This is a genomic window from Nonomuraea sp. WAC 01424, assembly GCF_003947315.1.
In the GTDB taxonomy this organism is placed as follows: domain Bacteria; phylum Actinomycetota; class Actinomycetes; order Streptosporangiales; family Streptosporangiaceae; genus Nonomuraea; species Nonomuraea spiralis.
Genome location: NZ_QHHZ01000007.1, coordinates 169,096 through 191,373, shown reverse-complemented (window position 1 = coordinate 191,373; position 22,278 = coordinate 169,096). Strand labels below are relative to the sequence as shown.

At 71.8% G+C, this 22,278-nt stretch carries 17 protein-coding genes; 7 read left to right on the top strand and 10 right to left on the bottom strand.

Annotation, left to right across the window (positions count from 1 at the left end; genetic code table 11):
- Positions 1-2,061 (top strand): RNA degradosome polyphosphate kinase, encoded by a 2,061-nt coding sequence (locus DMB42_RS20710; RefSeq protein ID WP_125636618.1) that lies wholly within the window; start codon positions 1-3, stop codon positions 2,059-2,061.
- Entirely contained in the window at positions 2,054-2,884 is an 831-nt protein-coding gene (locus DMB42_RS20705; RefSeq protein ID WP_260477817.1) for an NUDIX hydrolase, read from the top strand. The genes DMB42_RS20710 and DMB42_RS20705 overlap by 8 nt, the downstream gene beginning before the upstream one ends.
- A gap of 33 nt (positions 2,885-2,917) precedes the next feature.
- Here DMB42_RS20705 and DMB42_RS20700 read toward each other — a convergent pair whose 3' ends face one another.
- The 4 genes from DMB42_RS20700 to DMB42_RS20685 are packed head-to-tail and all read right to left on the bottom strand — an operon-like array spanning position 2,918 to position 6,735.
- Positions 2,918-4,093, bottom strand: coding sequence for a cytochrome P450 (locus DMB42_RS20700; protein WP_125636617.1), 1,176 nt, complete (start codon positions 4,091-4,093; stop codon positions 2,918-2,920).
- Positions 4,090-5,565: a CYTH and CHAD domain-containing protein gene (locus tag DMB42_RS20695; protein WP_125636616.1), complete on the bottom strand. Its 1,476-nt coding sequence runs from the start codon at positions 5,563-5,565 to the stop codon at positions 4,090-4,092. Before DMB42_RS20695 ends, DMB42_RS20700 begins: the two co-directional genes overlap by 4 nt.
- 52 nt (positions 5,566-5,617) lie before the next feature.
- Positions 5,618-5,968 (bottom strand): VOC family protein, encoded by a 351-nt coding sequence (locus tag DMB42_RS20690; protein ID WP_125636615.1) that lies wholly within the window; start codon positions 5,966-5,968, stop codon positions 5,618-5,620.
- Positions 5,965-6,735 carry a trans-aconitate 2-methyltransferase gene (locus DMB42_RS20685; RefSeq protein ID WP_260477816.1) on the bottom strand — a complete coding sequence of 257 codons (771 nt, stop codon included), beginning with the start codon at positions 6,733-6,735 and terminating at the stop codon, positions 5,965-5,967. Before DMB42_RS20685 ends, DMB42_RS20690 begins: the two co-directional genes overlap by 4 nt.
- A gap of 56 nt (positions 6,736-6,791) precedes the next feature.
- Between DMB42_RS20685 and DMB42_RS20680 the strand changes: the two genes are divergently transcribed.
- Positions 6,792-7,295, top strand: a complete 504-nt coding sequence (locus DMB42_RS20680; protein ID WP_125636614.1) for a MarR family winged helix-turn-helix transcriptional regulator — start codon at positions 6,792-6,794, stop codon at positions 7,293-7,295.
- A gap of 281 nt (positions 7,296-7,576) precedes the next feature.
- On the opposite strand, the gene DMB42_RS20675 is transcribed toward DMB42_RS20680, so the two are convergent.
- Both DMB42_RS20675 and DMB42_RS20670 read right to left on the bottom strand, forming a co-directional pair.
- Complete coding sequence (locus DMB42_RS20675; RefSeq protein WP_125636613.1) at positions 7,577-9,394, bottom strand: ABC-F family ATP-binding cassette domain-containing protein; 1,818 nt, start codon at positions 9,392-9,394, stop codon at positions 7,577-7,579.
- Between the two features lie 230 nt (positions 9,395-9,624).
- Positions 9,625-10,527, bottom strand: coding sequence for a 4-(cytidine 5'-diphospho)-2-C-methyl-D-erythritol kinase (locus tag DMB42_RS20670; protein WP_125636612.1), 903 nt, complete (start codon positions 10,525-10,527; stop codon positions 9,625-9,627).
- Positions 10,528-11,076: 549 nt separating this feature from the next.
- Here DMB42_RS20670 and DMB42_RS20665 point away from each other — a divergent pair.
- Positions 11,077-11,901 (top strand): arginase family protein, encoded by an 825-nt coding sequence (locus DMB42_RS20665; protein ID WP_221762265.1) that lies wholly within the window; start codon positions 11,077-11,079, stop codon positions 11,899-11,901.
- A gap of 320 nt (positions 11,902-12,221) precedes the next feature.
- Here the strand turns inward: DMB42_RS20665 and DMB42_RS20660 are convergent, their stop codons facing one another.
- Both DMB42_RS20660 and rsmA read right to left on the bottom strand, forming a co-directional pair.
- The gene (locus tag DMB42_RS20660; protein ID WP_125636611.1) at positions 12,222-12,869 is read right to left on the bottom strand and encodes an NlpC/P60 family protein; all 648 of its coding nucleotides are present in this window, start codon (positions 12,867-12,869) and stop codon (positions 12,222-12,224) included.
- 270 nt (positions 12,870-13,139) lie between these two features.
- Complete coding sequence (rsmA, locus tag DMB42_RS20655) at positions 13,140-13,979, bottom strand: 16S rRNA (adenine(1518)-N(6)/adenine(1519)-N(6))-dimethyltransferase RsmA (protein ID WP_396983091.1); 840 nt, start codon at positions 13,977-13,979, stop codon at positions 13,140-13,142.
- A 68-nt stretch (positions 13,980-14,047) separates the two neighbouring features.
- Between rsmA and DMB42_RS54325 the strand changes: the two genes are divergently transcribed.
- Both DMB42_RS54325 and DMB42_RS20645 read left to right on the top strand, forming a co-directional pair.
- The gene (locus DMB42_RS54325; protein WP_312024749.1) at positions 14,048-15,955 is read left to right on the top strand and encodes a protein kinase domain-containing protein; all 1,908 of its coding nucleotides are present in this window, start codon (positions 14,048-14,050) and stop codon (positions 15,953-15,955) included.
- On the top strand, positions 15,952-17,163 hold the full coding sequence (locus tag DMB42_RS20645) for an FG-GAP-like repeat-containing protein (protein WP_125636609.1): 1,212 nt from the start codon (positions 15,952-15,954) through the stop codon (positions 17,161-17,163). Before DMB42_RS54325 ends, DMB42_RS20645 begins: the two co-directional genes overlap by 4 nt.
- A gap of 36 nt (positions 17,164-17,199) precedes the next feature.
- Here the strand turns inward: DMB42_RS20645 and DMB42_RS20640 are convergent, their stop codons facing one another.
- Together DMB42_RS20640 and DMB42_RS20635 are read right to left on the bottom strand one after the other, a co-directional pair.
- A complete protein-coding gene (locus DMB42_RS20640) occupies positions 17,200-18,045 on the bottom strand; it encodes a resuscitation-promoting factor (protein WP_185844771.1) in 846 nt (281 codons plus the stop codon).
- Positions 18,046-18,191: 146 nt separating this feature from the next.
- Positions 18,192-19,046, bottom strand: a complete 855-nt coding sequence (locus DMB42_RS20635) for a TatD family hydrolase (protein WP_125636607.1) — start codon at positions 19,044-19,046, stop codon at positions 18,192-18,194.
- An 18-nt stretch (positions 19,047-19,064) separates the two neighbouring features.
- Between DMB42_RS20635 and DMB42_RS20630 the strand changes: the two genes are divergently transcribed.
- Entirely contained in the window at positions 19,065-22,250 is a 3,186-nt protein-coding gene (locus DMB42_RS20630) for a BTAD domain-containing putative transcriptional regulator (RefSeq protein ID WP_125636606.1), read from the top strand.
- Positions 22,251-22,278: the final 28 nt, after the last annotated feature.

Here is a 22,278-nt window from a genome sequence, read left to right as displayed (position 1 = left end):
ATGTCCGCGGAACCGCTGCACTCGGGAAACGACCTGCCCCTGCCACAGGAGCGGTTCCTCAACCGCGAGGAAAGCTGGCTCCAGTTCAACGAACGTGTCCTTGAGCTGGCCGAGGACCCCTCGATCCCGCTGCTCGAACGGGTGCGCTTCCTGGCCATCTTCGCCAGCAACCTCGACGAGTTCTTCCGCGTACGGGTCGCCGGGCTGAAGCGGCGCATGGCCACCGGGCTGCTGCTGCGCACCAAGAGCGGGCTGAAGCCGCGCGAGGAGCTGGCCAGGATCGCCACGATCGCCGACTCCCTGGCCAAGCGGCACGCCGCCGCCTTCCACGACCGGGTCTGCCCGCAGCTCGCGACCGAGGGCATCGAGATCGTCCGGTGGGACGACCTGGGCCGCGAGGAGCGTACGGAGCTGCGCAAGCTGTTCAGGGAGCGGATCAGGCCGGTGCTGACGCCGCTGGCCGTCGACCCGGCCCACCCCTTCCCCTACATCTCCGGGCTCAGCCTGAACCTGGCCGTGCTGGTACGCAATCCGATCACCGACCACACCGTGTTCGCCCGGGTCAAGGTGCCCTCGCAGCTCCCCCGGTTCGTACCGGCCTCGAAGGACCGGTTCGTACCGCTGGAGGACGTCATCGCGGCGCACCTGGGCCAGCTCTTCAAGGGCATGGAGATCCTCCAGCACCACGTCTTCCGCGTCACCAGGAACGAGGACCTCGACGTCGACGAGGACGTCACCGAGAACCTCATGCAGGCGCTGGAGAAGGAGTTGCTCAAGCGGCGTTTCGGGCCGCCGGTGCGGCTGGAGGTCGAGGACACGATCACGCCGGACGTGCTGGCCCCGCTCATCGAGGAGCTGGAGCTGGCCCCGCACGAGATCTACCGGCTGCCCGGCCCGCTCGACCTGACCGGCCTGCACGCCATCGCCGACCTCGACCGCGGCGAGCTGAGCTACCGCCCGTTCGTGCCGGCCGAGGTGATCAACGCCGAGGACGACATCTTCGCGACCCTGCGCGAACGCGACGTGCTGCTGCACCACCCGTACGACTCGTTCGCGACCAGCGTGCAGCACTTCATCGAGGTGGCCGCGGCCGACCCCAGGGTGCTGGCGATCAAGCAGACCCTCTACCGCACCAGCGGCGAGTCCCCCATCGTCGACGCGCTCATCGACGCGGCCGAGGCCGGCAAGCAGGTCGTCGTGGTCGTGGAGATCAAGGCCCGCTTCGACGAGCACGCCAACATCTCCTGGGCCAGGAAGCTGGAGCGCGCCGGCTGCCACGTGGTCTACGGCGTGGTCGGCCTGAAGACCCACTGCAAGCTGGCCCTCGTCGTACGCCAGGAGCCCTCGGGCGAGCTGCGCCGCTACTGCCACATCGGCACCGGCAACTACAACCCCAAGACGGCCCGCCAGTACGAGGACTTCGGCCTGCTCACCGCCGACCCGCTGGTGGGCGAGGACGTCACCGACCTGTTCATCCATCTCACCGGCTACTCCAACCACTCGGCGTACCGCAGGCTGCTGGTCGCACCCCACTCCATGCGCAGCGGCCTGCTGGCCAGGATCGACCGGGAGATCGCCCACCAGCAGGCGGGCCGCCCGGCCCGGATCAGGATCAAGACGAACTCGCTGGTGGACGAGCCGATCATCGACGCGCTCTACCGGGCGTCCAGGGCGGGGGTGCCGGTGGATCTGTGGGTGCGCGGCATCTGCATCCTCCGCCCCGGAATTCCCGACTTGTCCGAAAATATCCGCGTAAGGTCGGTTTTGGGGCGCTTTCTTGAGCACTCCCGCGTGTACGAGTTCGGCCTCGGCAGACGGCCCGAGGTGTGGATCGGCAGCGCCGACCTGATGCGCAGGAACCTCGACCGTCGCGTCGAGGCCCTGGTCAAGGTGACTTCCCAGCAGCACAGGGCGTACCTGATCGAGCTGATGGACCTGGCCATGGCCGACACCACGAACGCGTGGTGGCTCAACTCCGACGGCACCTGGATCCGCCACCACGGCGAGGACCTGCAGAGCCATCTCGTCAGCACCAGGCGTTGGAGGACCGTTGATGACTGATCTGCTCCGGGCCGCCGGGGCCGTGGTCTGGAGGGGCGAGGAGAGCCGCCCCGAGGTGGCGGTGATCCACCGCCCGCGCTACGACGACTGGACCCTCCCCAAGGGCAAGCTGGAGGCCGGCGAGCACGTGATCGCCGCCGCCCTGCGCGAGGTCGACGAAGAGACCGGCCTGACGGTCGTGCTCGGCCGCGCGCTGCCGCCGATCCACTACCTCAGCGGCGGCCGGCTCAAGCGGGTCGACTACTGGACGGCTCAGGTGACCCACGACGCCGGGTTCGAGCCCGGTGAGGAGGTCGACGGGCTGCGCTGGCTGCCGCTGGAGCAGGCCAGAGACCTGCTGACCTACGAGTGGGACGCCGGTCTGCTGCGCGCCCTGGCCGCCGCGCCGCTCGCGACCGTCCCGCTGGTGCTCGTACGGCACGGTTCGGCCGGGTCCAGGAGCGCGTGGAAGGGCGACGACGCGCTGCGCCCGCTCGACGCCGACGGCGGCTCCCAGGCGGCGGCCCTGGCCACCGCGCTGGCCGCCTACCGGCCCGAGGTGCTGGTCAGCTCGCCGAGCCGGCGCTGCGTCCAGACGCTGGAGCCGTACGGGACCGAGATCAGGACCGAGGCGCTGCTCAGCGAGGAGGGCCAGGACCCGCGCAAGACGCCGGACCTCGTCGGCAGGCTCGCCGTGGCCGCCGCCGTGTGCAGCCACGGCAAGGTCCTGCCGCACCTGATCCACACGCTGAGCGACAAGGACGTGCACCTGCGCAAGGGCGCCTTCGCGGTGCTGCACCGCCGGGACGGGCAGGTCGTCAGCGTGGAACGCTACGCGACCTGACGGCCCTCACCAGGTGGGACGTTTCGCCGGCCGTCACCAGGTCACGGAGAGGCTGGCGAAGCCCTGCGTGATCCTGCCCTCGTTGCGCGGCAGCTGCGCGAGGGGGACGGCCAGGCGCAGGTCCGGGAAACGCTGGAAGAGCCGGCCGAAGACGGCCTCCAGCTCCACCCTGGCCAGGCTCGCGCCGATGCAGAAGCGCGGGCCGTACCCGAAGGCGAGGTGCGGGTCGGTCGACGGTCGTCCGATGACGAAGGCGTCGGGATCCGGATAGACGTGTTCGTCCCGGTTGGCCACGCCCGGGTTGATCACGACGGCCTCGCCGCGACGGATCGTCCGGCCGTCGATCTCGATGTCCTCGTGGGCGTACCTGGGCAGGCCGTGCAGGCTCGGCACGGCCATGCGCAGGATCTCCTCGACCACGACGGGCGCGAGCCCGGGGTCCGAGCGCAGCAGCGCGAGCCGGCCCGGGTTGGCCAGCAGCAGGAGCACGCCGTAGTCGATGCGGTTGACCGTGGTCTCGTGCCCGGCGAACAGCAGCCCGGCGGCCAGTTCGGCGATCCTGCCGTCGTCGTCCAGCTCGTTCGCCAGGTCCGACAGGAGGTCTTCGCCTGGTTCGTGCCGCTTGCGGGTGATCAGCCCAGCCATGTACGCGCTCAGCTCCACCCGCGCCGCCTCGCCCGCCGCGGCGTCCCGGAGGTCGGCCATACGTCCGGAGACGCCGCTGAAGTACTCCCTGTCCTCGTACGGGACGCCGAGCAACTGGCAGATGACCAGCACCGGCAGCGGGAAGGAGAGCTCGGCGTGCAGGTCGGCGGGCGGCGTCAGCTTGGCCAGGCGGTCCAGCCGCTCCTCGACCAGGGAACCGACATGGTCGGCGAGCCTCCTCATCCGCCTGGCCGAGAAGGCGGGCGTGAGCAGCCTGCGCAGGCGCTCGTGCTCGGCCTTCTCCGTGGCGACCTCGCCCTGGGGGCCGCCGAGCAGGGCCGAGTTCGACACCCGCGACGCCTGCTCGGGCTCGGGGTGCGAACGTCCGAGCCGGGGGTCGGTGAACAGCGCGCGGGCCTGTTCGTAGCCGGTGACCAGCCAGACCTCGTCGCCCACGGAGGTGCGCACCCGCGCGATGCCCTCCGCCGCCCGCAGTTCCCGGTAAGCGGCGGGTACGTCGAGAGGGTCGCTGCGCGCGAAGGGTATTGCCGGAAGGTTACTCATAGAACCTTCTTAACCGCCTTCACGGTTTCCGCCCATACCCTGGGGAAATCGGCCTGCGCCCGTTCGGCGATGTTGCGCTCGATGCCGATCAGCAGCCCGTACGTGAAGGTGTCCTCGCCGGCCTGCCGGGCGCCCTCTGCCTCCTTGGCCAGCGTCTCCTGGGCGACCACGCCGTCCCGGTGCGCCCCCAGGATCTCCTGGACGTTCTCGGCCAGCTTGGCGAGCCTGGCCATGTCCTTGCCGAGGGTGGGTTCGAGCGCTTCGGCGGTGTATCGAGCGCGTTTGGCCGCCTTACGGACGTCGTGCATGGCGATCTCGCGGCGTTCGGGGTCCTCGATGCCCTGGGCGGTCTCGTACGCCCTGGTCACGCGGTCCCAGCCGGCGGAGGCGACGGCGGTGAGCTTCTCCTGCGCCGGCTTGGCCGCCGCCTTGCCCAGCTCGGGGGTGGCGATCAGCGCGTCGAGGGCGTCCAGCAGGGTGTAGTAGCGGTCGCCGCTGAGCGCGTCCTTGATGCGTTCGTACGCCTGTTGCTCGCGTTCGTACAGGTCCGTGCCGAGCCGGGTCTGGATGGGACCGGTGACCAGTTCGGGGGCCAGACCGGCCAGCTCCTTGTCGAACCTGGCCCTGATCACCTCAAGGTCGCGGGCCTCGCCGAGCACCGTACCGAGCCAGCGCAGCTCGTCCTGCACACCCTCGGTGCCGCCCACCACCGACTTGAACGCCTTGAGCGCGCTGCGCAGCCTGCGCGAGGCCACCCGCATCTGGTGGACGGCGTCCTCTTCGGCCCTGCGTACCCGGGGATCCTGGGTGAGGAGGGCGGCGACCTGGCTCGACAGGTAGGCGAGGACCGTCTCACCGGCCGTGCCCGGCTCGGTGGCGGCCTTGGCGGGCGGGGTGGGCTCGAGGAGCCGGGCGAGCTTGCTGGCGCTCCCGGCGGGGGTCGCGCCCGCCTTCCGCAGCCGTTTGCCGACCTTGGCCAGCAGGTCCAGGCGGTTCTCCGCCAGGAGCTCGGCCTCGACCTCGCGCCACCGCAGGACCCTGCCGTCCCGGTGGACGGTGCCCTTGACCCGGTCGTCGGCGACCTCGACCAGGTGGGTGCCATCCTCGTGCAGCAGCGTCACACTACGACGGGTGTCGAGCTCGGCGACGACCTGGAGCTCCGCGCCCCGGGAGTACGCCCGGACGAGTTCGGCCAGCTCCGGCGGCACGATCTTGGTGCTCCGGGTCAGCGGACACGTGATCTCCTGGCGCACGCCCTTGGCCTTGGGCAGCTTCAGGTGCCAGCCCGCGTCGTCGCCACCGCGTCTGCGTCTGAGCGTGACGCCGCGCGCCGCCAGCCGCAGATCGGGCGTGTCGTAGTAGAGCGCCACGAGCTGGTGGCTGCGCGGGCCCGCGACCTGCGCAAGGCCGCTCAGATCCGGAATCGCGTAGTCGGTTGGAACGTCGAACTTATCCTCGATCTCGATGGCCACTGCACCTCACAAGTGTGCGATTTCGGACCATGATGTCACCTGCAGATGAACATCACACGACTTGTAGAAGCTCGATCCTGTTGCCCACCGGGTCCGTGACGTAGATCCGGCGGTAGCCGGGGAAGAGGTCGTCGGGCACGGCTCCGGGGATCTTCGCGGCGTACGCGTCGAGGTCCTCGACCAGGAACGCCGGGTGGGCCTTGCGCGCGGGCCTGAAGTCGTCCTCGATGCCGAGATGAACCTCTACCCCATCGCCGCGGAACCAGGCGCCGCCGCGTTTGGCCAGCTCCGGCGGCTTGGGAACCTCGCGCAGCCCGAGCACGCCCTCGTAGAAGGCGCGCAACTGCGGCTCACTGCCCTTGGGCGCGGCGAGCTGGACGTGATGCAGAGCTCTGATCGTCATTTCTGGGCCACCACGAAGACGCGTCGGAAGGGGAAGGGGGTGCCGTAGCTCCTGGCCGGGTACGCCTCGGCGAGCAGTCCGGCCAGGTCGGCCTTGAACTGCCGCTGCTCCTCCGGGCCAAGCCGGTCGAAGATCGGACGCAGGGCCGTGCCGGAGACCCAGTCGAGCACCGGGTTCTCGCCTTGGAGCACGTGCACGTACGTCGTCTCCCAGGCGTCCACCTGGCAGCCGCCGTCGTTGAGGAAGTCGAGATACTGGACCGGATCGTCCACCGGGTTGCTTCTGTTGAGGTCGCTGAGCCGGTCCGACCAGGCCCGGGAGGCGCACAGCTCGCGGATCGCGACGTGGCTCGGGGCGTCGAAGTTGCCGGGCACCTGGAACGCCAGCCAGCCGCCGGGGGCCAGCTCCTCCAGCCAGTGTTCGAGCACACCCCGGTGGGAGGGCACCCATTGCAGGACGGCGTTGGAGACGATCACGTCCATGGGCCGGTCGGGGTGCCAGGTGTCGACGTCGGCCACGGCGAAGTGCACCGGCGTCTTGAGCTGCCGGGCCTTGGTGATCATCGCCGGCGAGGCGTCGAAGCCCTCGACGGTGGCTTCGGGCCAGCGTTCGGCCAGCATGACGGTGAGTTCGCCACTGCCGCAGCCGGCGTCCACGACATAATCGGGAGCCACGGCACCGACCCTGGATATCAGCTCGATGAACGGCCGCGACCGCTCGTCGGCGTAGACGGCGTAGGTCACCGGGTCCCAGATATCTCTTGACATAGAGATAATTGATATCGAGAGAGATATCTCGATGTCAAGACAGTAGACTCTGTGTCATGACGCCACAGGATGACGAGGTCGACCGGCTGGTCGCGGCATGGCGGATCGAGCGGCCCGATCTCGACGTCGAGCCCCTCCAGGTCCTCTCCAGGGTGTCACGGCTGGCCAAACATCTCGACCGCGCCAGGCGGGCGGCGTTCGCCGAACATGATCTGGAGCCTTGGGAGTTCGACGTGCTCACCGCGTTGCGGCGGGCCGGCAAGCCGTACGAGCTGAGCCCCGGGGCGCTGCTGCGGGCCACTCTGGTGACGTCGGGGACGATGACCAACCGCATCGACCGGCTCGCGCAGGCGGGGCTGGTGCGGCGGCGACCCGACCCGGAGGACCGGCGCGGCGTGCTGGTGTCGCTGACGGAGACGGGGCTCGCACAGGTGGACGCCGCCTTCGCGGGGCTGCTGCGCCGCGAACGCGACCTGCTCTCCGGCCTCCCAACCGCCGACCAACGCTCCCTCGCCGCCCTCCTCCGCCTCCTCCTCGCCCCCTTCGACTCCCCCAAGTAGCCCGTTCCTACACAACCCTCTGCGCGTGGTGTGTGGCGATCCTCTGCACGCGACCGCTCCACGCGGCTCTGTGCGCTGCGTTGTGCGCGGCTCTGCGCGCGGCCCTGTGCGTGGTTCTCTGCGCGGTTTTCTTTGCGTGGTTTTTTCTACGCGGTGTCGTGGTTGCCCGACTCGCCGACGTCGGCGGGCGTCCGTCGAGCGCCGGTCGTGAAGGCTCACAGGGTTGCTCGCCGTTACGAGCGCCCTGTGAGCCGTCTCCTCGGTTTCCCTGGGCCGCGGGATCAGTCGCCGAGGCGGTCGGCCACCTCAAGCCATTCCGCCTCGACGGTGTCCTTCTGGGTGAGGACGTCACGTAGCTGGGCGTCGAGGGAGCCCAGCTTGGCGTAGTCGCTGGCGGCCTCGGCCATGGCGGCGTGGAGGCGGGCCTCCTGGTCGCCGAGCTTGTCGAGCTGGCGTTCGAGGCGGTTGAGTTCCTTGCGGAGCTCGCGTTCCTCCTTGGCCGACAGGCCGCTCTCGGACGGCGCGGCGGAAGGCGCCGCGGCGGGGGCCCGAGCTCCCGCCGCCGGGCCGGAGGCGCCGCCGAGGCGGGCGGTCACGGCCGTGCCGGCGCTGCGGCGTTCGAGGTATTCGTCGACCCCGCCGGGCAACATCACGAGCTTGCCGTCACCCAGCAGCGCCACGCACCGGTCAGTCACCCGCTCCAGGAAGTAGCGGTCGTGGCTCACCAGGATCAGTGTGCCCGGCCAGCCGTCCAGCAGGTCTTCGAGCTCGTTGAGCGTCTCGATGTCGAGGTCGTTGGTGGGCTCGTCGAGGAGCAGCACGTTGGGGTCGTCCATCAGCAGCCGCAGCAGCTGCAGCCGCCGCCGCTCGCCGCCGGACAGGTCGCCGATGACCTTCCACTGCGCGTCGCCCTTGAAGCCCAGCCGCTCCAGCAACTGGGACGCCGTCCACTCCCGCTTGCCGAGCTGGAGGTACTTGCGGATCTCCTCCACCGACTCCAGCACCCGCCGGGACGGGTCGAGCTCGGTCAGCTCCTGCGACAGATGCGCGAGACGTACGGTCTTGCCCCTGACCACCCGGCCCGAATCGGGCTGGACGTTGTCGCCGAGCAGCCGCAGCACCGACGACTTGCCCGAGCCGTTGACGCCGATCAGGCCGACGCGGTCGCCCGGCCCGAACTGCCACGTGCAGTGGTCGAGCACCAGCGGCCCGTCGCCGGGACCGCCGGCGTGCAGGGTCACGTCTTCGAGGTCGTAGACCGTCTTGCCGAGCCTGGCCGCGGCGAACCGCATCAGCTCGACGCTCTCCCGCGCCGGAGGCTCGTTCGCGATCAGGGCCTGCGCGGCGTCGATCCGGAACTTCGGCTTGGACGTGCGGGCGGGCGGACCGCGGCGCAGCCAGGCGATCTCCTTGCGCATGAGGTTCTGGCGGCGTTCCTCCGCGGCCTGGGCGATGCGCGCGCGCTCGGCCTTGGCCAGCACGTAGGCGGCATATCCGCCCTCGTAACGCTCGACCCGCCCGTCGACGACCTCCCACGTACGGGTGGAGACGGCGTCGAGGAACCAGCGGTCGTGGGTCACGACCAGCAGGGCGCTCTTCCGGGCGGCCAGGTGGGCGGCGAGCCAGGCGATGGCCTCGATGTCGAGGTGGTTGGTGGGCTCGTCGAGCATGACCAGGTCGTGGTCGTCGATGAGCAGGCGGGCCAGCGCGGTGCGCCGGCGCTCGCCGCCGGAGAGGGCGGCGGCCTTGGCACTGAGGTCGAGGTCGCCGATCAGGTTGGCCAGGATCTCGCGAACCTGCTGGTCACCGGCCCATTCGTGCTCTGCCCTGTTTCCGAGGACGAGCTCGCTCACCGTGGCCTCGGGGTCGAGGGTGTCCTGCTGGGACAGGAAACCGACCCGCAGGCCGCGCGTGTGGGTGACCCGGCCGCTGTCCGGGCGTACGTCCCCGGCGATGACGGACATCAGGGTCGTCTTACCGCCCCCGTTGCGGCCGACGACGCCGATGCGCTCCCCGGCCTCGATGCCCAGGGAGACGTCGCTGAGGAGCGGTTTGGGCCCGTAGGCGTGGGTGACCGACTCAAGGTTGACCAGATTCATGACGTGTCCAGGGTATCGGTCTCCCCAACCGATTCCCGACGTCGACGACCTCCTTGAGCGTCCGCAGGTGGACCGTCACCGACCCGGGAGGCCCATGCACGTATCCCGAGGTCATCGCGACGTCGGCCCTCGCCGATCCGTCTGCGGCCCTTCGCCACCCTTCGCGCCGGCTCGTCGCCGACCCGCCGAACCGCCGGAACATCTCGTCGTGGCGCAGGGCCCGCAGGTGGTCAGAGCAGGGTGGCGCCGGTGACGGGGCCGTGGGCGGCGACCGTGGTGGTGGCGGCGCCCGTGGCGGTGAGGCTGTCGGCCAGGTCGCGGGCGTGTGTGGCGTCGATGGCCAGGAAGGCGCAGGTGGGGCCGGAGCCGGAGACGATCGCGCCCAGCGCTCCGTGCTGGCGGCCGGCGTCGAGGGTGGTGGCGAGTTCGGGACGCAGGGCCAGGGCGGCGGCCTGGAGGTCGTTGCTCAGGTGGGCGCCCAGCGCGTACGCGTCGCCGGTGCCCAGGGCTTCGATGAGCGGGGCGCTGAGCTCGGGCCACGGCACGCGGGCGCCCGAGACCTCGCGCTGGCGGTCGCACTCCGCGTAGACCTTGGCGGTCGACAGGCCGCCGTCGGCCAGCGCGAACACCCAGTGGAACGTGCCGCCCGTGGGCAGCTCGCTGAGCTGCTCGCCCCGGCCGGTGCCGACCGCCGTGCCGCCGAGCAGCGAGAACGGGACGTCGCTGCCGAGGTCTCCGGCGATCTCCATGAGGTCCTCGAAGGGCAGGCCGAGCCCCCAGAGCTCGTTGCACGCCACGAGGGCGCCCGCCGCGTCGGCGCTGCCGCCCGCCATGCCGCCCGCGACCGGGATGGCCTTCTGGATGATCAGGTCGGCGCCGTACGAGCGGCCCGCGTGCTTGGCCAGGGCGCGTGCGGCGCGGATGGCGAGGTTGTCGTCATCGAGCGGCACCTGGTCGGACCACCGGCCGTTGACCGTGACGGTGATCGACTCGGCCTCCTTCGCGACCACCTCATCGAAGATCGACACTGCGTGGAAGACATTGACCAGGTCGTGGTAGCCATCTTCCCGGAGCGGGCCGACTGAAAGCTGCACGTTGACCTTCGCGGGCACACGTACGGTCACCGAACTCATCGATCTTCTGCCACTTTCATCGCTTGCCGGGGTCAAGGACACTCGATGTTATCGGGGTGGGGTGCGCTGACATGCGGTTCTTGGAATTAGACCTGTGAGATGGACGACTCCGTGCCACGCAGGGTGAGGTTCGTCATCCTTTCCGCCGGTCGGCTCGACGAACGCGGGAATCGCTGCCGGGGAGGAGAGCGGCTGAGACTCGACCCGGCGGGGGCTTGGGGGGCTGGGCTCGTGGCGAACTGGGGTCGACTGCCGCCCACGTTGGGGTGGCGGACATCCACTCGGCGTTGCACCAGAAGCCCACCATGCCCGCGTGGACGCCGCAGCTGTATGGGCACGACCTCCCGGACGCCACGGCAGTACGGGCACGCCCTCATCGGTGCCGCAGCCGTCACGGGCATGCCCTTCCCGGATGCCGGGGCCGTATGGGCGGTGTCGGGGCGGTCGCTCCAGGGTTCGGTTCGGGGGTCGGTCGGGGCCAGGTGTGGGGTGTGGTGGTCGGCTGGGATCGGTCCTTGGGACGCTGGGGGGCAGGATGGCTGACTGGACGTGGAGGTGCTCGTGTCCGAGGTGACCGTGGTTGAGGTGCCGCAGTGGCGGGGGTCGGGGGCTCGTACGGCTGAGCGGCTGCGTGAAGGCGCTCGGCTGGTCTCGGAGATGGTGGATGCGGATCGCCGGATTCGGGTCGAGGTCGATGACGATGATCTGGTGGTCACCGCGTCCAGGGTGCGGGAGGCGGTTTCCGAGGCTGGCTGGGACGGGCTTCTGGTCACCGCCGGCGGGGACTGCGGTGTCGAGTTGGAGCCGGTTTCGGCGGCGCGGCGGCGGTTCGGGGACGGGCTGGTCGTCGTCTGGTTCGATGCGCACGGGGATCTGAACACGCCGGACTCGTCGCCTTCGGGGGCCTTTCACGGCATGGTCCTGCGGGCGTTGACCGGCGAAGGGCCTGAGGGGCTGGTGGCCGCCGGGGAGCCGGTCGGGGCTGGGCAGATCGTCCTGGCGGGGGTGCGTGACCTGGATCCGGCTGAGGTGGCGTTCGTCGAGGCTCAGGGTGTACGGCGGGTACGGGCGGCGGATGCCGAGGCCCTGGTCGAGGCGGTGGGTGCTGCCGCTGCGGCGGGGGGCGGTGAGCGGGCGGCCGTTTACGTGCATGTGGACTTCGATGTGCTTGATCCGCAGCTCTTCGGGAGTGTGGGGAGTCCTACGCCTGACGGGTATCAGCCTGATGAGCTTCTGGCGCTGGTCGGTGCTGTTGCGGGGCGGTTCGAGGTGGTGGGGCTGGGGCTCATGGAGTATGAGCCGGCGGGGGCTGAGGATCAGGCTTTGCTCGCGTCGTTGGTGAAGGAACTGGTGGCGGTCTGCGCCGGGCGGTAGGTGGGGGCCAGGGCCCAGGACCCGGCCCCGGCCCATTGCGGGTCTGACAACCCAGGCCACGGGCAGGGCCGGGGCCTGGGCAGTGGCAGAAGCAGGGGCAGGCCCCAAGGAAGGGCCGGAGCCCGGGCCGGGTCTCACGGCCCAGGCCCGGGCCCAACGGCCCCGGTTCAAGGGCCCGGTTCAAGGGCCCGGTTCAAGGGTCGGAGCTCCAGAGCCGGGGGTGGGCCCCTGCCGGGGGTGGGCTCCCACGGCCTGGCCTGGGGGTGCTGCCGTGGGTGGTGGGTGTTTGTGGGGGTGGTCTGGGCCTTGGGGGCGCCTTCTCAGGCGGGGCGGATGGTTCCTCGGTAGGCGGTGCGGTAGTAGGGGGAGTTCAGGAATTTGGTTCTTCGGACTATGTCGCCTGTTCGGGGGGCGTGGATCATGATGCCGTCACCCAGGTAGAGGGCTACGTGGGTCGGGTCGCCGGTGCCGCCGAAGAACAGGAGGTCGCCTCTGCGCCGGGCGCTGAGGGGGACTCTGCGGCCCTGGCGGAACTGGGTGCCGGTGTAGTGGGCGAGGCGCACTCCGGCTCTGGACCAGGCGTAGAGGGTGAGGCCGCTGCAGTCGAAGCCTGTGGTGTTCGCGCCGGTGCCCACTCCGATGGTCGGGCCTTTTGAGGAGCCGCCGCCCCAGGAGAACGAGACGCCCAGTTGGGCCAGGGCTGCCTCGGCTGCGATGTCGCCCTTGGGTCTTTGGTGACTTCGGGGCTTTCGGGGCTTCCTGGGCTTCGGTTTCTTGGGGTGGTGGGGGGCTGGGCACGGGGTGGTCGTGGATGCTTCGGTACCGGTCGCCGGGATGGTGATGGTGGCCCGGATGCATTGCGGGGGTGTGGCGCGGGCCGGGGCGGGGTGGGTGGTGGTTGCGGCGGCGGTCAGGAGGCCGCCGGTGAGGATGATCGACAGCGGCTGGGCCAGGTGGCGGGTGGTCATGGTGGTCTCCTTCGTCGTGGTGCGGGACGAGGAGGCCAGGATCACGCGGGCCGGCGGGGGCCGTGGGGGCCGAACGGGGTTCTGTGGATGGGCCCGGTGAGGCCCGCCGGGGATTGTGGATGAGCCGCGGGAGCGTCGGCGGAGGTTGTGGGGGCCGGGGGAGCTTCGGCGGAAGGTGGCGGTGGGGGTGCTCGGGGCGCGCTCGGGCAGTGCTCGGGGGGCTCGGGGGGGTGCTCCGGGGGGTGCTCCGGGGGGTGCTCCGGGGGTGGGTCAGGGTTTTTGTTCGGCTATGCGGGCGAAGGCTTCTATCGGGAGTTGTTCGCCTCTTGCGGAGGGGTCCACGTCGGCGGCTCGTAGTGCCGTCTCCGCCTGGGACGGGCTTCCGGCCCACGACGCCAGCGCCGCCCGCAGGGTCTTGCGGCGTTGGGCGAAGGCGGCGTCCACCACGGCGAACACCTCTTCCCTGGTCGCCGTGGTGGTGGGCGGTTCGCGGCGGGTCAGGGAGACCAGGCCGGAGTCGACGTTGGGTACGGGCCAGAAGACCGTACGGCCCACGGGCCCCGCCCGGCGTACGTCGGCGTACCAGGCGGCCTTGACGGACGGAACGCCGTACACCTTGGAGCCGGGACCGGCGGCGAGGCGGTCGGCCACCTCCAGTTGCACCATGATCAGGCCCTTGCGCAGCGAGGGCAGCGTCTCCAGGAGGTGGAGCACCACGGGGACGGCCACGTTGTACGGGAGGTTGGCGACCAGGGCGGTGGGGGTGTGGCCGGCGAGGTCGTCGAGGCCGATCTTCATGGCGTCGGCATTGATGACCGTGAGCTTGTCGGACGGGCCGCGCTCGGCGACGGTGACGGGCAGTTGGGTGGCCAGGACCGGGTCGATCTCGACGGCCACCACGTGCGCGGCCTCGGGCAGGAGCGCCAGGGTGAGCGAGCCGAGGCCGGGCCCGACCTCGATGACCACGTCGTCGGCCGACAGGTCGGCCACGCGGACGATGCGCCGGACGGTCCCCGCGTCGATCACGAAGTTCTGGCCTAGCTTTTTGGTGGGGCGAAGATCTAGCTTGTTCGCCAAAATACGTATTTCTGCAGGGCCCAACAGCCTCATCATCCAACCAGTCTCCCGCATCGAAGAACCTGCGATGGCGGATGGGGGAGACCTAAGGAGAGGATGGCGTGGAACAGGAAGGGACGTCCCTGATGGAGCCAACGGGCGCCGCGCCGCTCCGCCCGACCGATCTGCGGGAGATCGGGCCGTACCGGCTGCTCGGACGGCTCGGCGAAGGCGGCATGGGGACCGTCTTCCTCGCCAGGGCCCCGACGGGGCGGTTCGTCGCGGTCAAGGTGGTGAAGGCGGAGTTCGCCAATCAGGAGGGGTTCGCCGCCCGCTTCCACGCCGAGGTGGACAACGCGCGCCGGGTGGCGTCGTTCTGCACGGCCCAGGTGCTCGACAACGGCAACACCGGGGACGGGCGTCCGTACATGGTGACCGAGTACATCGCGGGCACCCCTCTCTCGGAGCAGATCACCACTTTCGGGGCGCTGGACCCGGGGCCGCTGCACGGCGTGGCGCTGGGGGTCGCCGCGGCGCTGGCGGCGATCCACGTGGCCGGGCTGGTGCACCGGGACCTGAAGCCCGCCAACGTCATCCTGTCGCTGTCCGGGCCCCGGGTGATCGACTTCGGGATCGCGAGGGCCCTGGACAGGGAGACCGGGTTCACGCTCTCCGGCGAACTGCTGGGCAGCCCGGGGTGGTGGGCCCCCGAGCAGGTACGCGGCGAGGCCGTGAGCCCGGCGGCCGACATCTTCGCCTGGGGCTGCCTGGTGGCCTATTCGGGCAACGGCCGCCATCCGTTCGGCCGGGGCGACCCGATCACGATGGCGACCCGCGTCCTGAACACGCCGCCCGAGCTCGGCGCGCTCCCCGCGCCGCTCAACGAGCTGGTACGCCGGGCCACCGCCATGGACCCCGCCCACCGGCCCACGGCGCAGGAGCTCCTGATCGCGCTGGTGGGCGGCAGCACCCCGGCGATCGCCGACGATCCGCCCACCCTGGTCGCCACCGAGATGCTGACCGAGTGGCAGCCCCCGCAGAACGTCGTGAACGAACCGGACATCACGGCCACGTTCACCACACCGCCCCCGAGCGACACGACGAGCACCGCCGGAGGCCCCGCCTCCGGTCCCACCCCCACCCCCGTACGGCCCGGGGTCCCGAGCGCCTTCGGAGCCGCCGCGGCGCCGAACGCGCAGGGCGCCCAAGGCGCCCAGGCGGCTCAGGCCGCTCAGGACGAGTCGGGAGCGCGGCAGGCGTCCCTGGACGAGCTGGCGCGGCGCGAGGAGCAGGCCGCCCGCGAGGAACTGGCCCGCTGGGAGGCGCAGGCGCAGGCCCGCCGCCGCGAACAGGACCGCCAGCTGGAACAGGCCCGCCTGCTGGCCCGCAAGCCCAAACCCCCTGAAGAGCAGGCAGAGAAGCAACCGGAGAAGCCCCGGACCGGCGCGGGCACGGACCCCGGCGTCCTGACCTACATCCCCGACGAACCCGACACCCTAAGCGGCACCCGGACGAAGGGCACCCGCTGGCTGATCGCCGCCGGAGCCGCCGTACTGGCCATCGTGGTCACGGTCGCGGTGCTGATCGTGAACTCCGGCCGCAACTCCTCCGGCGTCGCCGTACCCAACAGTCCCTCCCGGTCGGTGACCAGCTCACGGCCCGGCGACCTGGGCCGCAGGTTCGCCCTTGGGAGCGCGTTCGACGACCCGGTCGCGATCGTGCCGGAGGCGCCGCAGTGCGGGCTGAAGGAGTTCGGGGGCAAGGCGACCACGAAGGGGCAGCTCTGCGTGGTCCACTGGACGATGATCAATCCGGGCGGTGAGCGCCGCCAGCTCGTCCAGCCCGTCGTCACCATGGTCGACGACAAGGGCGCCGAGCACGACCCGGTCCCGGTCACGCTGCCGCCGGTCATCCTGCCGGGCGGGCGCGTGGACAGCGCCTTCGTGTTCGACCTGGCGCCCTATCGCGTGCCCGTGAAGATGACCGCGACCATGCTGGAGAACGGCCGACAGATCGAGGTCGCACTGTGAACCCCATCAGATCGGCCCTCGCCGGGGCGATGGTCGTCGCGCTCGCGCGCGGCGGCGTCGCGTTATCGCCGCCCGCCGCCACGGCGGCGGCCTGCGCCGGGGCCGCCGACTTCGACGGTGACGGCGCGGACGACGTGGCCGTGGGCGACCCGTTCGGGGACGGCCAGAAGGGGGCGGTCCACCTGCTGTCGGGCGACAAGGTGATCCCCGTCGCCGTGCCGGGGCCGGTGAAGGGCGACGGGCTGGGCTGGTCCGTACGGCTGGCCGACGTCAACGCCGACGCCTGCGCGGACCTCCTGGTCGGCGCCCCCTTCGCGGACGTGGACGGCGAGCAGGACGCGGGCAGCGTCTACGTCGTCTACGGCGGCGACGCCGGGCCCCCGCAACGCCTCACCGCTCCGCGACCGCAACGGTTCGCGCACTTCGGCTGGTCGCTGGCGGCCAGGGGCAACCTGGTGGCGATCGGCGCGCCGTACGAGGACGACGGCCAGATCCAGGACGCCGGCGCGGTCTACGTACGTCAGGGCACGGACGCGTTGCGCCGGATCAGCCAGGAGACCGTGGACGTGCGCGGCAACAGCGAGGTCGGCGACCAGTTCGGCTGGTCGCTGGCGATCGGGCCGAAGAACGGGCTGGTCGTGGGCGTCCCGTACGAGAACGACGACGGCGCGGGACGGCAGGTCCAGGCCGGCAAGATCGACTCGGGGTCGGTGGTCTTCATCGACGACGTGCTGGCCGCGCGGATCACCAGCCTGAAGCTCGACTCCCCCACCAAGTCCTCCGGCGACCGGTACGGCTACGCGGTCGCCTACGCCGAGGGCCACGGGTACGCGATCAGCGCGCCCGGCCCCGGTTACGTGCAGTTCCTCGATCCCGCCAGGAAGCAGACGAGGACGGTGAAGCAGGGCGGCAAGCAGGCGTTCGGCTTCTCGATGGCCGCCTCCGCCGACGGCAGGCTGGCCGTGGGCGCGCCCTATGGCGGCGGCGTGCAGGTGTTGTCGTGGCAGAACCCGGCCGACGACCGGAAGCTCCCGACGGCCGAGGGGCTGTTCGGCTGGTCGGTCGCCTTCAGCGGGAACAAGCTCTTCGTGGGCCAGCCGGACGCGCCGCCGTACGGCAAGGTGTCGGTGGCGCCGCGGAACGCCGACGGCCTGCGGCCGGTGCAGCCGCCCAAGGGCGCCGACTTCGGGGCCTCACTGGCCGGCTGATAGATGGCAGCCCGTCAGGAAACAGCGGCGTCGCCGTCAGTCGAACAGGTGGTCGCCGCAGTTGGGCCACTGGGACTGCCACCGGCCGCCGACCCGCTGGTAGAGGAGCTGCGCCCGGTACGTCTGCTCCTCCTCCGGCCAGGAGCTGGGCAGGCCGGCGCCGCCGACCGCCTGCCACACGGGCAGGCTGAACTGGTACATCCCGTAGTAGGGGCCGTGGGGGTTGTACGCCACGGGGTCGCCCCGCGACTGGCAGTCGGCCAGCGCCTGCCAGTCGAGCCTGGTCACCTCCCACGGGATCTGTACGGTTCGCGGCGGCATGACCGTGATGACCGTCCCGTCCTCGGGGAAACTGCCGAGCGGCGGGCGCACCACCGAGCCGCGCCGGAGGACGACGCGCTCCTGCCTGAGCACCTGCCGGACGGTACGCGCCGAGGTGCGCGAGGCGAGCCGCCCGGCGCCCGCGATCACGTAGACCCTGCGCTCAGTGAACGCCGTGAGCGACATTCCCGACAGCGGCACCGGGCGGCCCGGCGGCGCGGACAGGCTGCCGGCCGCCGCGTCGACGTCGAGCTCGGCCAGGGCGTCCCGGACGTTCGTGGCGGTGACCAGGTGCGTGGTGGTGCGGCCGTCGAGGGTCAGGGTGATCGGGCGGGCGTGGCGTACCTCGATGGTGGAGCCGTCGATGAGGCCGTCGTCGAGGCCGGGACGTACGACGTCGCCGTGGCCCACGGACACTCCGGCGTCGCCGAGCGCGCCGGCCACCCGCCCGGCGAAGCTGCGGATCGCCACCGGCGTGCCGTCCACGACCACGACGACGTCCTTGACCAGGTACGAGGCCGTGACCAGCAGGCCGGCGGCCAGCGTACCGACGACGCACACGACGGGCGTCCACGGGGAACGCCAGGGGATGCGCGGACGCGGCGCACGCCTCCTGCCTCGCACGAACCACCTCCGGAAACGCCCAGGGACCGCCCGAACGCTAGCGGCGGCGGCGCGCCCGCCTCCACCGCTTCACGGAAAGATGGTCACCACTCGCCGAAGACCGTGACTCCGTTCGTGCTGATCGCCTCGCACAACTCGTCCGGATGGACACCCTTGACCTCGGCCAGGCAGCGCAGGGTGAGCGGGATGAGGTAGGGGGCGTTGGGCTTGCCCCGGTACGGGACCGGCGGCAGGTAGGGGGCGTCGGTCTCGACGAGCATGAGCTCCATGGGGGCGACGGCGGCGGCCTCGCGCAGGTAGCCGGCGTTCTTGTAGGTGACAGGCCCGGAGAACGACATGAAATATCCAGCTTCAACGCACTTTTTCGCCATTTCGGCGTCGCCCGAGTAGCTGTGGAACACCACCCTGTCCGGCGCGCCCTGCTCGGCCAGCACCTTCAGGACGTCGTCGTGCGCGTCGCGGTCGTGGATGACCAGCGCCTTGCCGGTGCGCTTGGCGATCTCGATGTGGGCGCGGAAGCTCGCGTGCTGGTCGTCCTTGCCCGCCCAGTCGCGGAAGTAGTCGAGGCCGGTCTCCCCCACCGCGCGCACCTCCGGCCGCCCGGCCAGGGCCTCGATCTCGGCCAGGACCTCGGGGGTGGCCTCGTGGGCCTCGTTGGGGTGGATGGCGACCCCGGCGTACACGCCTTCCTGCTCGGCCGCGATCTCGGCGTTCCAGCGGGAGGAGGGCAGGTCGTACCCGATGGTGACCAGCCTGGTCACGCCGACCTCGCGGGCGTCCCGCAGGATGGTCCGTACGGTGGCCGACGCCGCCTGCGCGGCCTGCGCCACCGGGTCCCCCGAGGACGCCTGCCGGTTGCCGACCATGATGTCGAGATGGCAGTGACTGTCGAACACCGGTGCGGAAAGCGGTTCGGGCGCGGCGGGAATCTTGCTCACGCATCTAAAGTAGCCTCCATGCGCTTCGGCATTCTCGGCAGCACCCGGGCATGGGACGCGGACGGCGTCGACGTACCCCTGGGTGGTCCGGCCCGGCGCGCGCTGCTGGCGCTGCTGCTCGTACGGCCCGGCGAGATCGTCAGCCAGGACCGCCTCGTCGACCTCCTGTACGCCGACCGGCCGCCTAAGAACGCCCAGCACGCCCTGCACTCCCAGGTCTCCCGCCTCCGGGGGGACGGGATCCCGGTCGAGCTGACCGCCGCCGGATACCGGCTGCCGGTGGATCCTGAGGACATCGACGCCGGCCGGTTCCTGCGCCTGGCCGACGCCGCCCGCGCCGCCCTCCTCCCTGCCCCGCCCGCGAACCCCGGAGGCGACCCGGCGCGGGCCGCCCGGTTGTCGCGGGAGGCGCTGGCGCTGTGGAGGGGGCCCGCGTTCGCCGACCTCGATCCCGTGCACGGCGCGCCGCTGGAGGAGCGCCGGCTGGCCGCGCTGGAGGACCGCGTCGAGGCCGACCTGCGGTGCGGCGGGCATCGGAGCGTCATCCCGGAGCTGGGCGAGCTGATCCGGCGCCACCCCCTGCGCGAACGGCTGCGCGGCCAGCTCATGCGGGCGTTGCGCGCCGACGGCAGGCAGGCCGAGGCGCTGATGTCCTACGAGGAGACGCGGCGGCTGCTGGCCGAGGAGCTGGGCGCCGACCCCTCCCCCGAGCTGGCCGCCCTGCACCAGAGCCTGCTGCGCGGCGACCCGCCCCCGGAGCCGGCCGTCACGCAGGCGCCCCGGGCGGCGGGGCCGGGGGTGGCGCTGCCCGCTCGGCTCACGAGTTTCGTCGGCCGCGACGGCGACCTGGCCGAGGTCGGATCGTTGCTGGCCGCCGCCCGCCTGGTGACGTTGCTCGGCCCAGGCGGCGCGGGCAAGAGCCGGCTCGCCGTCGAGATCGCCAGGGACCACCCTGACGCCGTCCTGGTCGAGCTGGCCCCTCTCGGTCCGGGCGCCGACCTCGCGCGCGCGGTGCTGGCCGCGCTGGGCGTACGCGACGGCGCGCTGCTGGGCGCCACGGGGCTGGGCGCGTCCGGCGAGCCGGACCCGTGGGCCCGGCTGGTCGCGGTCCTGTCCGACCGTCCGGCCCTGCTGGTGCTGGACAACTGCGAGCACGTCGTCGGCGAGGCCGCGGCCCTGGCCGAACGGCTGCTGTCCGCGTGTCCCGGGCTCCGCGTCCTGGCCACCAGCCGCGAGCCGCTCGCGATCACCCCCGAACACCTGTGGCCGGTACACCCCCTCACCCCCTCCGACGCCCTCGAACTCTTCACCGACCGAGCCAAGGCGGTACGCCCCGGTTTCACCCCGAGCGAGCCCGTCGAACGCATCTGCGCCGCGCTCGACGGCCTCCCGCTGGCCATCGAGCTGGCCGCCGCCCGCATGCGTACGCACGAGGCCGGCGAACTGGCCGAACGCCTCGCCGGTCAGGGCCGGTTCAGCCTGCGCGGCAGCCGTACCGCCGATGCCCGGCACCAGACGTTGCGCGCGGTCGTCGCCTGGAGCTGGGAGCTGCTCACCGAGCCCGAGCAGGCCATGGCCATGCGCCTGACCGTCTTCTCCGGCGGCGCCACCGCGACCGCCGCCGCGGCCGTCTGCGGCCTGCCCGAGCACCTGCTCGACTCGCTGGCCGACAAGTCGCTCCTGGAGGTGGCCGACGGCCGCTATCGCATGCTGGAGACGATTAGGGCGTTCTGCGCCGACCGGCTCGGCGAGGAGGCCACACGTTTCCGGCGGGCGCACGCGGCGTACTTCCTGGCCCTGGCCGAGGAGGCCGACCCGCGGCTGCGGGGCGCCGAGCAGTTGCCGTGGCTGGCCCGGTTCGCGGCCGACCACGACAACTTCCAGGCGGCGCTGCGCTGGGCGGTCGAGCACGGCGAGGTGGCGCTCGGGATGCGGCTGCTGGCCGCGCAGACGTTCTCGTTGTGGATGCGCGGGATGCGCACGGTGACCGCCCAGGCGGCGGCCGCCCTGCTGGAGGCGGCCGGTCCGCGGCCCGATCCCGCGCTCGGGGACGCGTACCTGCTGACCCTGCTCACGGCGGCGAGCGGCCGCCCCGAGCTGTGGGAACGCCACCGGGGCGAGGCCGAGACCATGATCGCGGCGGACGGGCTGCGGAACCCGATCGTCACCTGCCTGTGGCCGATGGTCACCTCCGGCTCGGTCGCCCCCGGCCCCACGATCGCGCTGATCAGGCGCGGCGGGCGCAGCTCCGACGGGTGGGAGCGCGCCGTCACCCGGCTCATCTGGGCCTACCCGCGGATGGCCGCGGGCGAGTTCGCCGCCGCCGAGGCGGACCTGTCGGCCGCGCTCCAGGACTTCCGCGGGCTCGGCGAGCGCTGGGGCTCGGCGATGACGCTCGACGCGCTGGCCTGGCTGGCCAGCACGTGCGGCGACGAGGCCACCGCCCTGGCCCGCACCGAGGAGGCCATCACGCTGGCCGAGCAGCTCGGCGCGGAGGAGGAGCTCGCCGATCACTACTGCAACCGGGGCGACTACCGCATCCGGCACGACCTGGCCGGCGCGCGGGCCGACTACGAGCGCGCGGCCGTGCTGGCGGCGCGCACGGGAGGCGCGATCCTGCCCGCGGCGCTGCGCGGCCTGGGCGACGTGGCGTTGCGCGAGGGCGACCTGGCACGGGCCAGAGACCTGTACGAGGACGCGCTGCGACGATCCGACCCGGTCTGGGTGAAGACGTCCGGGAACATGGCCAGGCTGCTCGTCGGGCTCGGCCGGCTGGCCGCGGCCGAGGGCGACCTCGCCGGTGCGCGGGCCTCCTACCTGCGGGCGGTCGAGAGCGCGGTCACGTCGGGCGCGTTGTCGGAGAGCGCCCGGGCGATCGAGGCGCTGGCGGCGCTGGCCTGCGACGACGACCCGGCGGTGGCGGCCACGCTGCTCGGGGCCGCCGTCGCGATACGCGGCATCGAGCCGCCCGACGACGAGGACGTCGCCGGGCTGTCGCGGCGGCTGCGGGAGGCGCTGGGCGAGCAGGCGTTCACGCGGGCGCGGCGCGCGGGCGCGCGGCTCCCCCACCGGGAGGCCCTGCTGCTGGCCGGGGTCGCGGAGGAGGTCATCGACAACTCTCCCCTGCACTCGATCGACGACTTCCCCGACGCCGGCGACAACCCGCAGAACGCGCCGGTGAGCCCTCCGGTGAGTACGGCGTGAGAGCGCGGTGAGCGGGGCCCGGCAGGCT

Coding starts and splice junctions, on each gene's coding strand:
- DMB42_RS20700 (WP_125636617.1), bottom strand. CDS start 4,093: ATGAGTAACCTTCCGGCAATACCCTTCGCGCGCAGCGACCCTCTCGAC.
- DMB42_RS20675 (WP_125636613.1), bottom strand. CDS start 9,394: ATGAATCTGGTCAACCTTGAGTCGGTCACCCACGCCTACGGGCCCAAA.
- DMB42_RS20705 (WP_260477817.1), top strand. CDS start 2,054: ATGACTGATCTGCTCCGGGCCGCCGGGGCCGTGGTCTGGAGGGGCGAG.
- rsmA (WP_396983091.1), bottom strand. CDS start 13,979: ATGAGGCTGTTGGGCCCTGCAGAAATACGTATTTTGGCGAACAAGCTA.
- DMB42_RS20670 (WP_125636612.1), bottom strand. CDS start 10,527: ATGAGTTCGGTGACCGTACGTGTGCCCGCGAAGGTCAACGTGCAGCTT.
- DMB42_RS20710 (WP_125636618.1), top strand. CDS start 1: ATGTCCGCGGAACCGCTGCACTCGGGAAACGACCTGCCCCTGCCACAG.
- DMB42_RS20690 (WP_125636615.1), bottom strand. CDS start 5,968: ATGACGATCAGAGCTCTGCATCACGTCCAGCTCGCCGCGCCCAAGGGC.
- DMB42_RS20660 (WP_125636611.1), bottom strand. CDS start 12,869: ATGACCACCCGCCACCTGGCCCAGCCGCTGTCGATCATCCTCACCGGC.
- DMB42_RS20630 (WP_125636606.1), top strand. CDS start 19,065: ATGCGCTTCGGCATTCTCGGCAGCACCCGGGCATGGGACGCGGACGGC.
- DMB42_RS20685 (WP_260477816.1), bottom strand. CDS start 6,735: ATGTCAAGAGATATCTGGGACCCGGTGACCTACGCCGTCTACGCCGAC.
- DMB42_RS20680 (WP_125636614.1), top strand. CDS start 6,792: ATGACGCCACAGGATGACGAGGTCGACCGGCTGGTCGCGGCATGGCGG.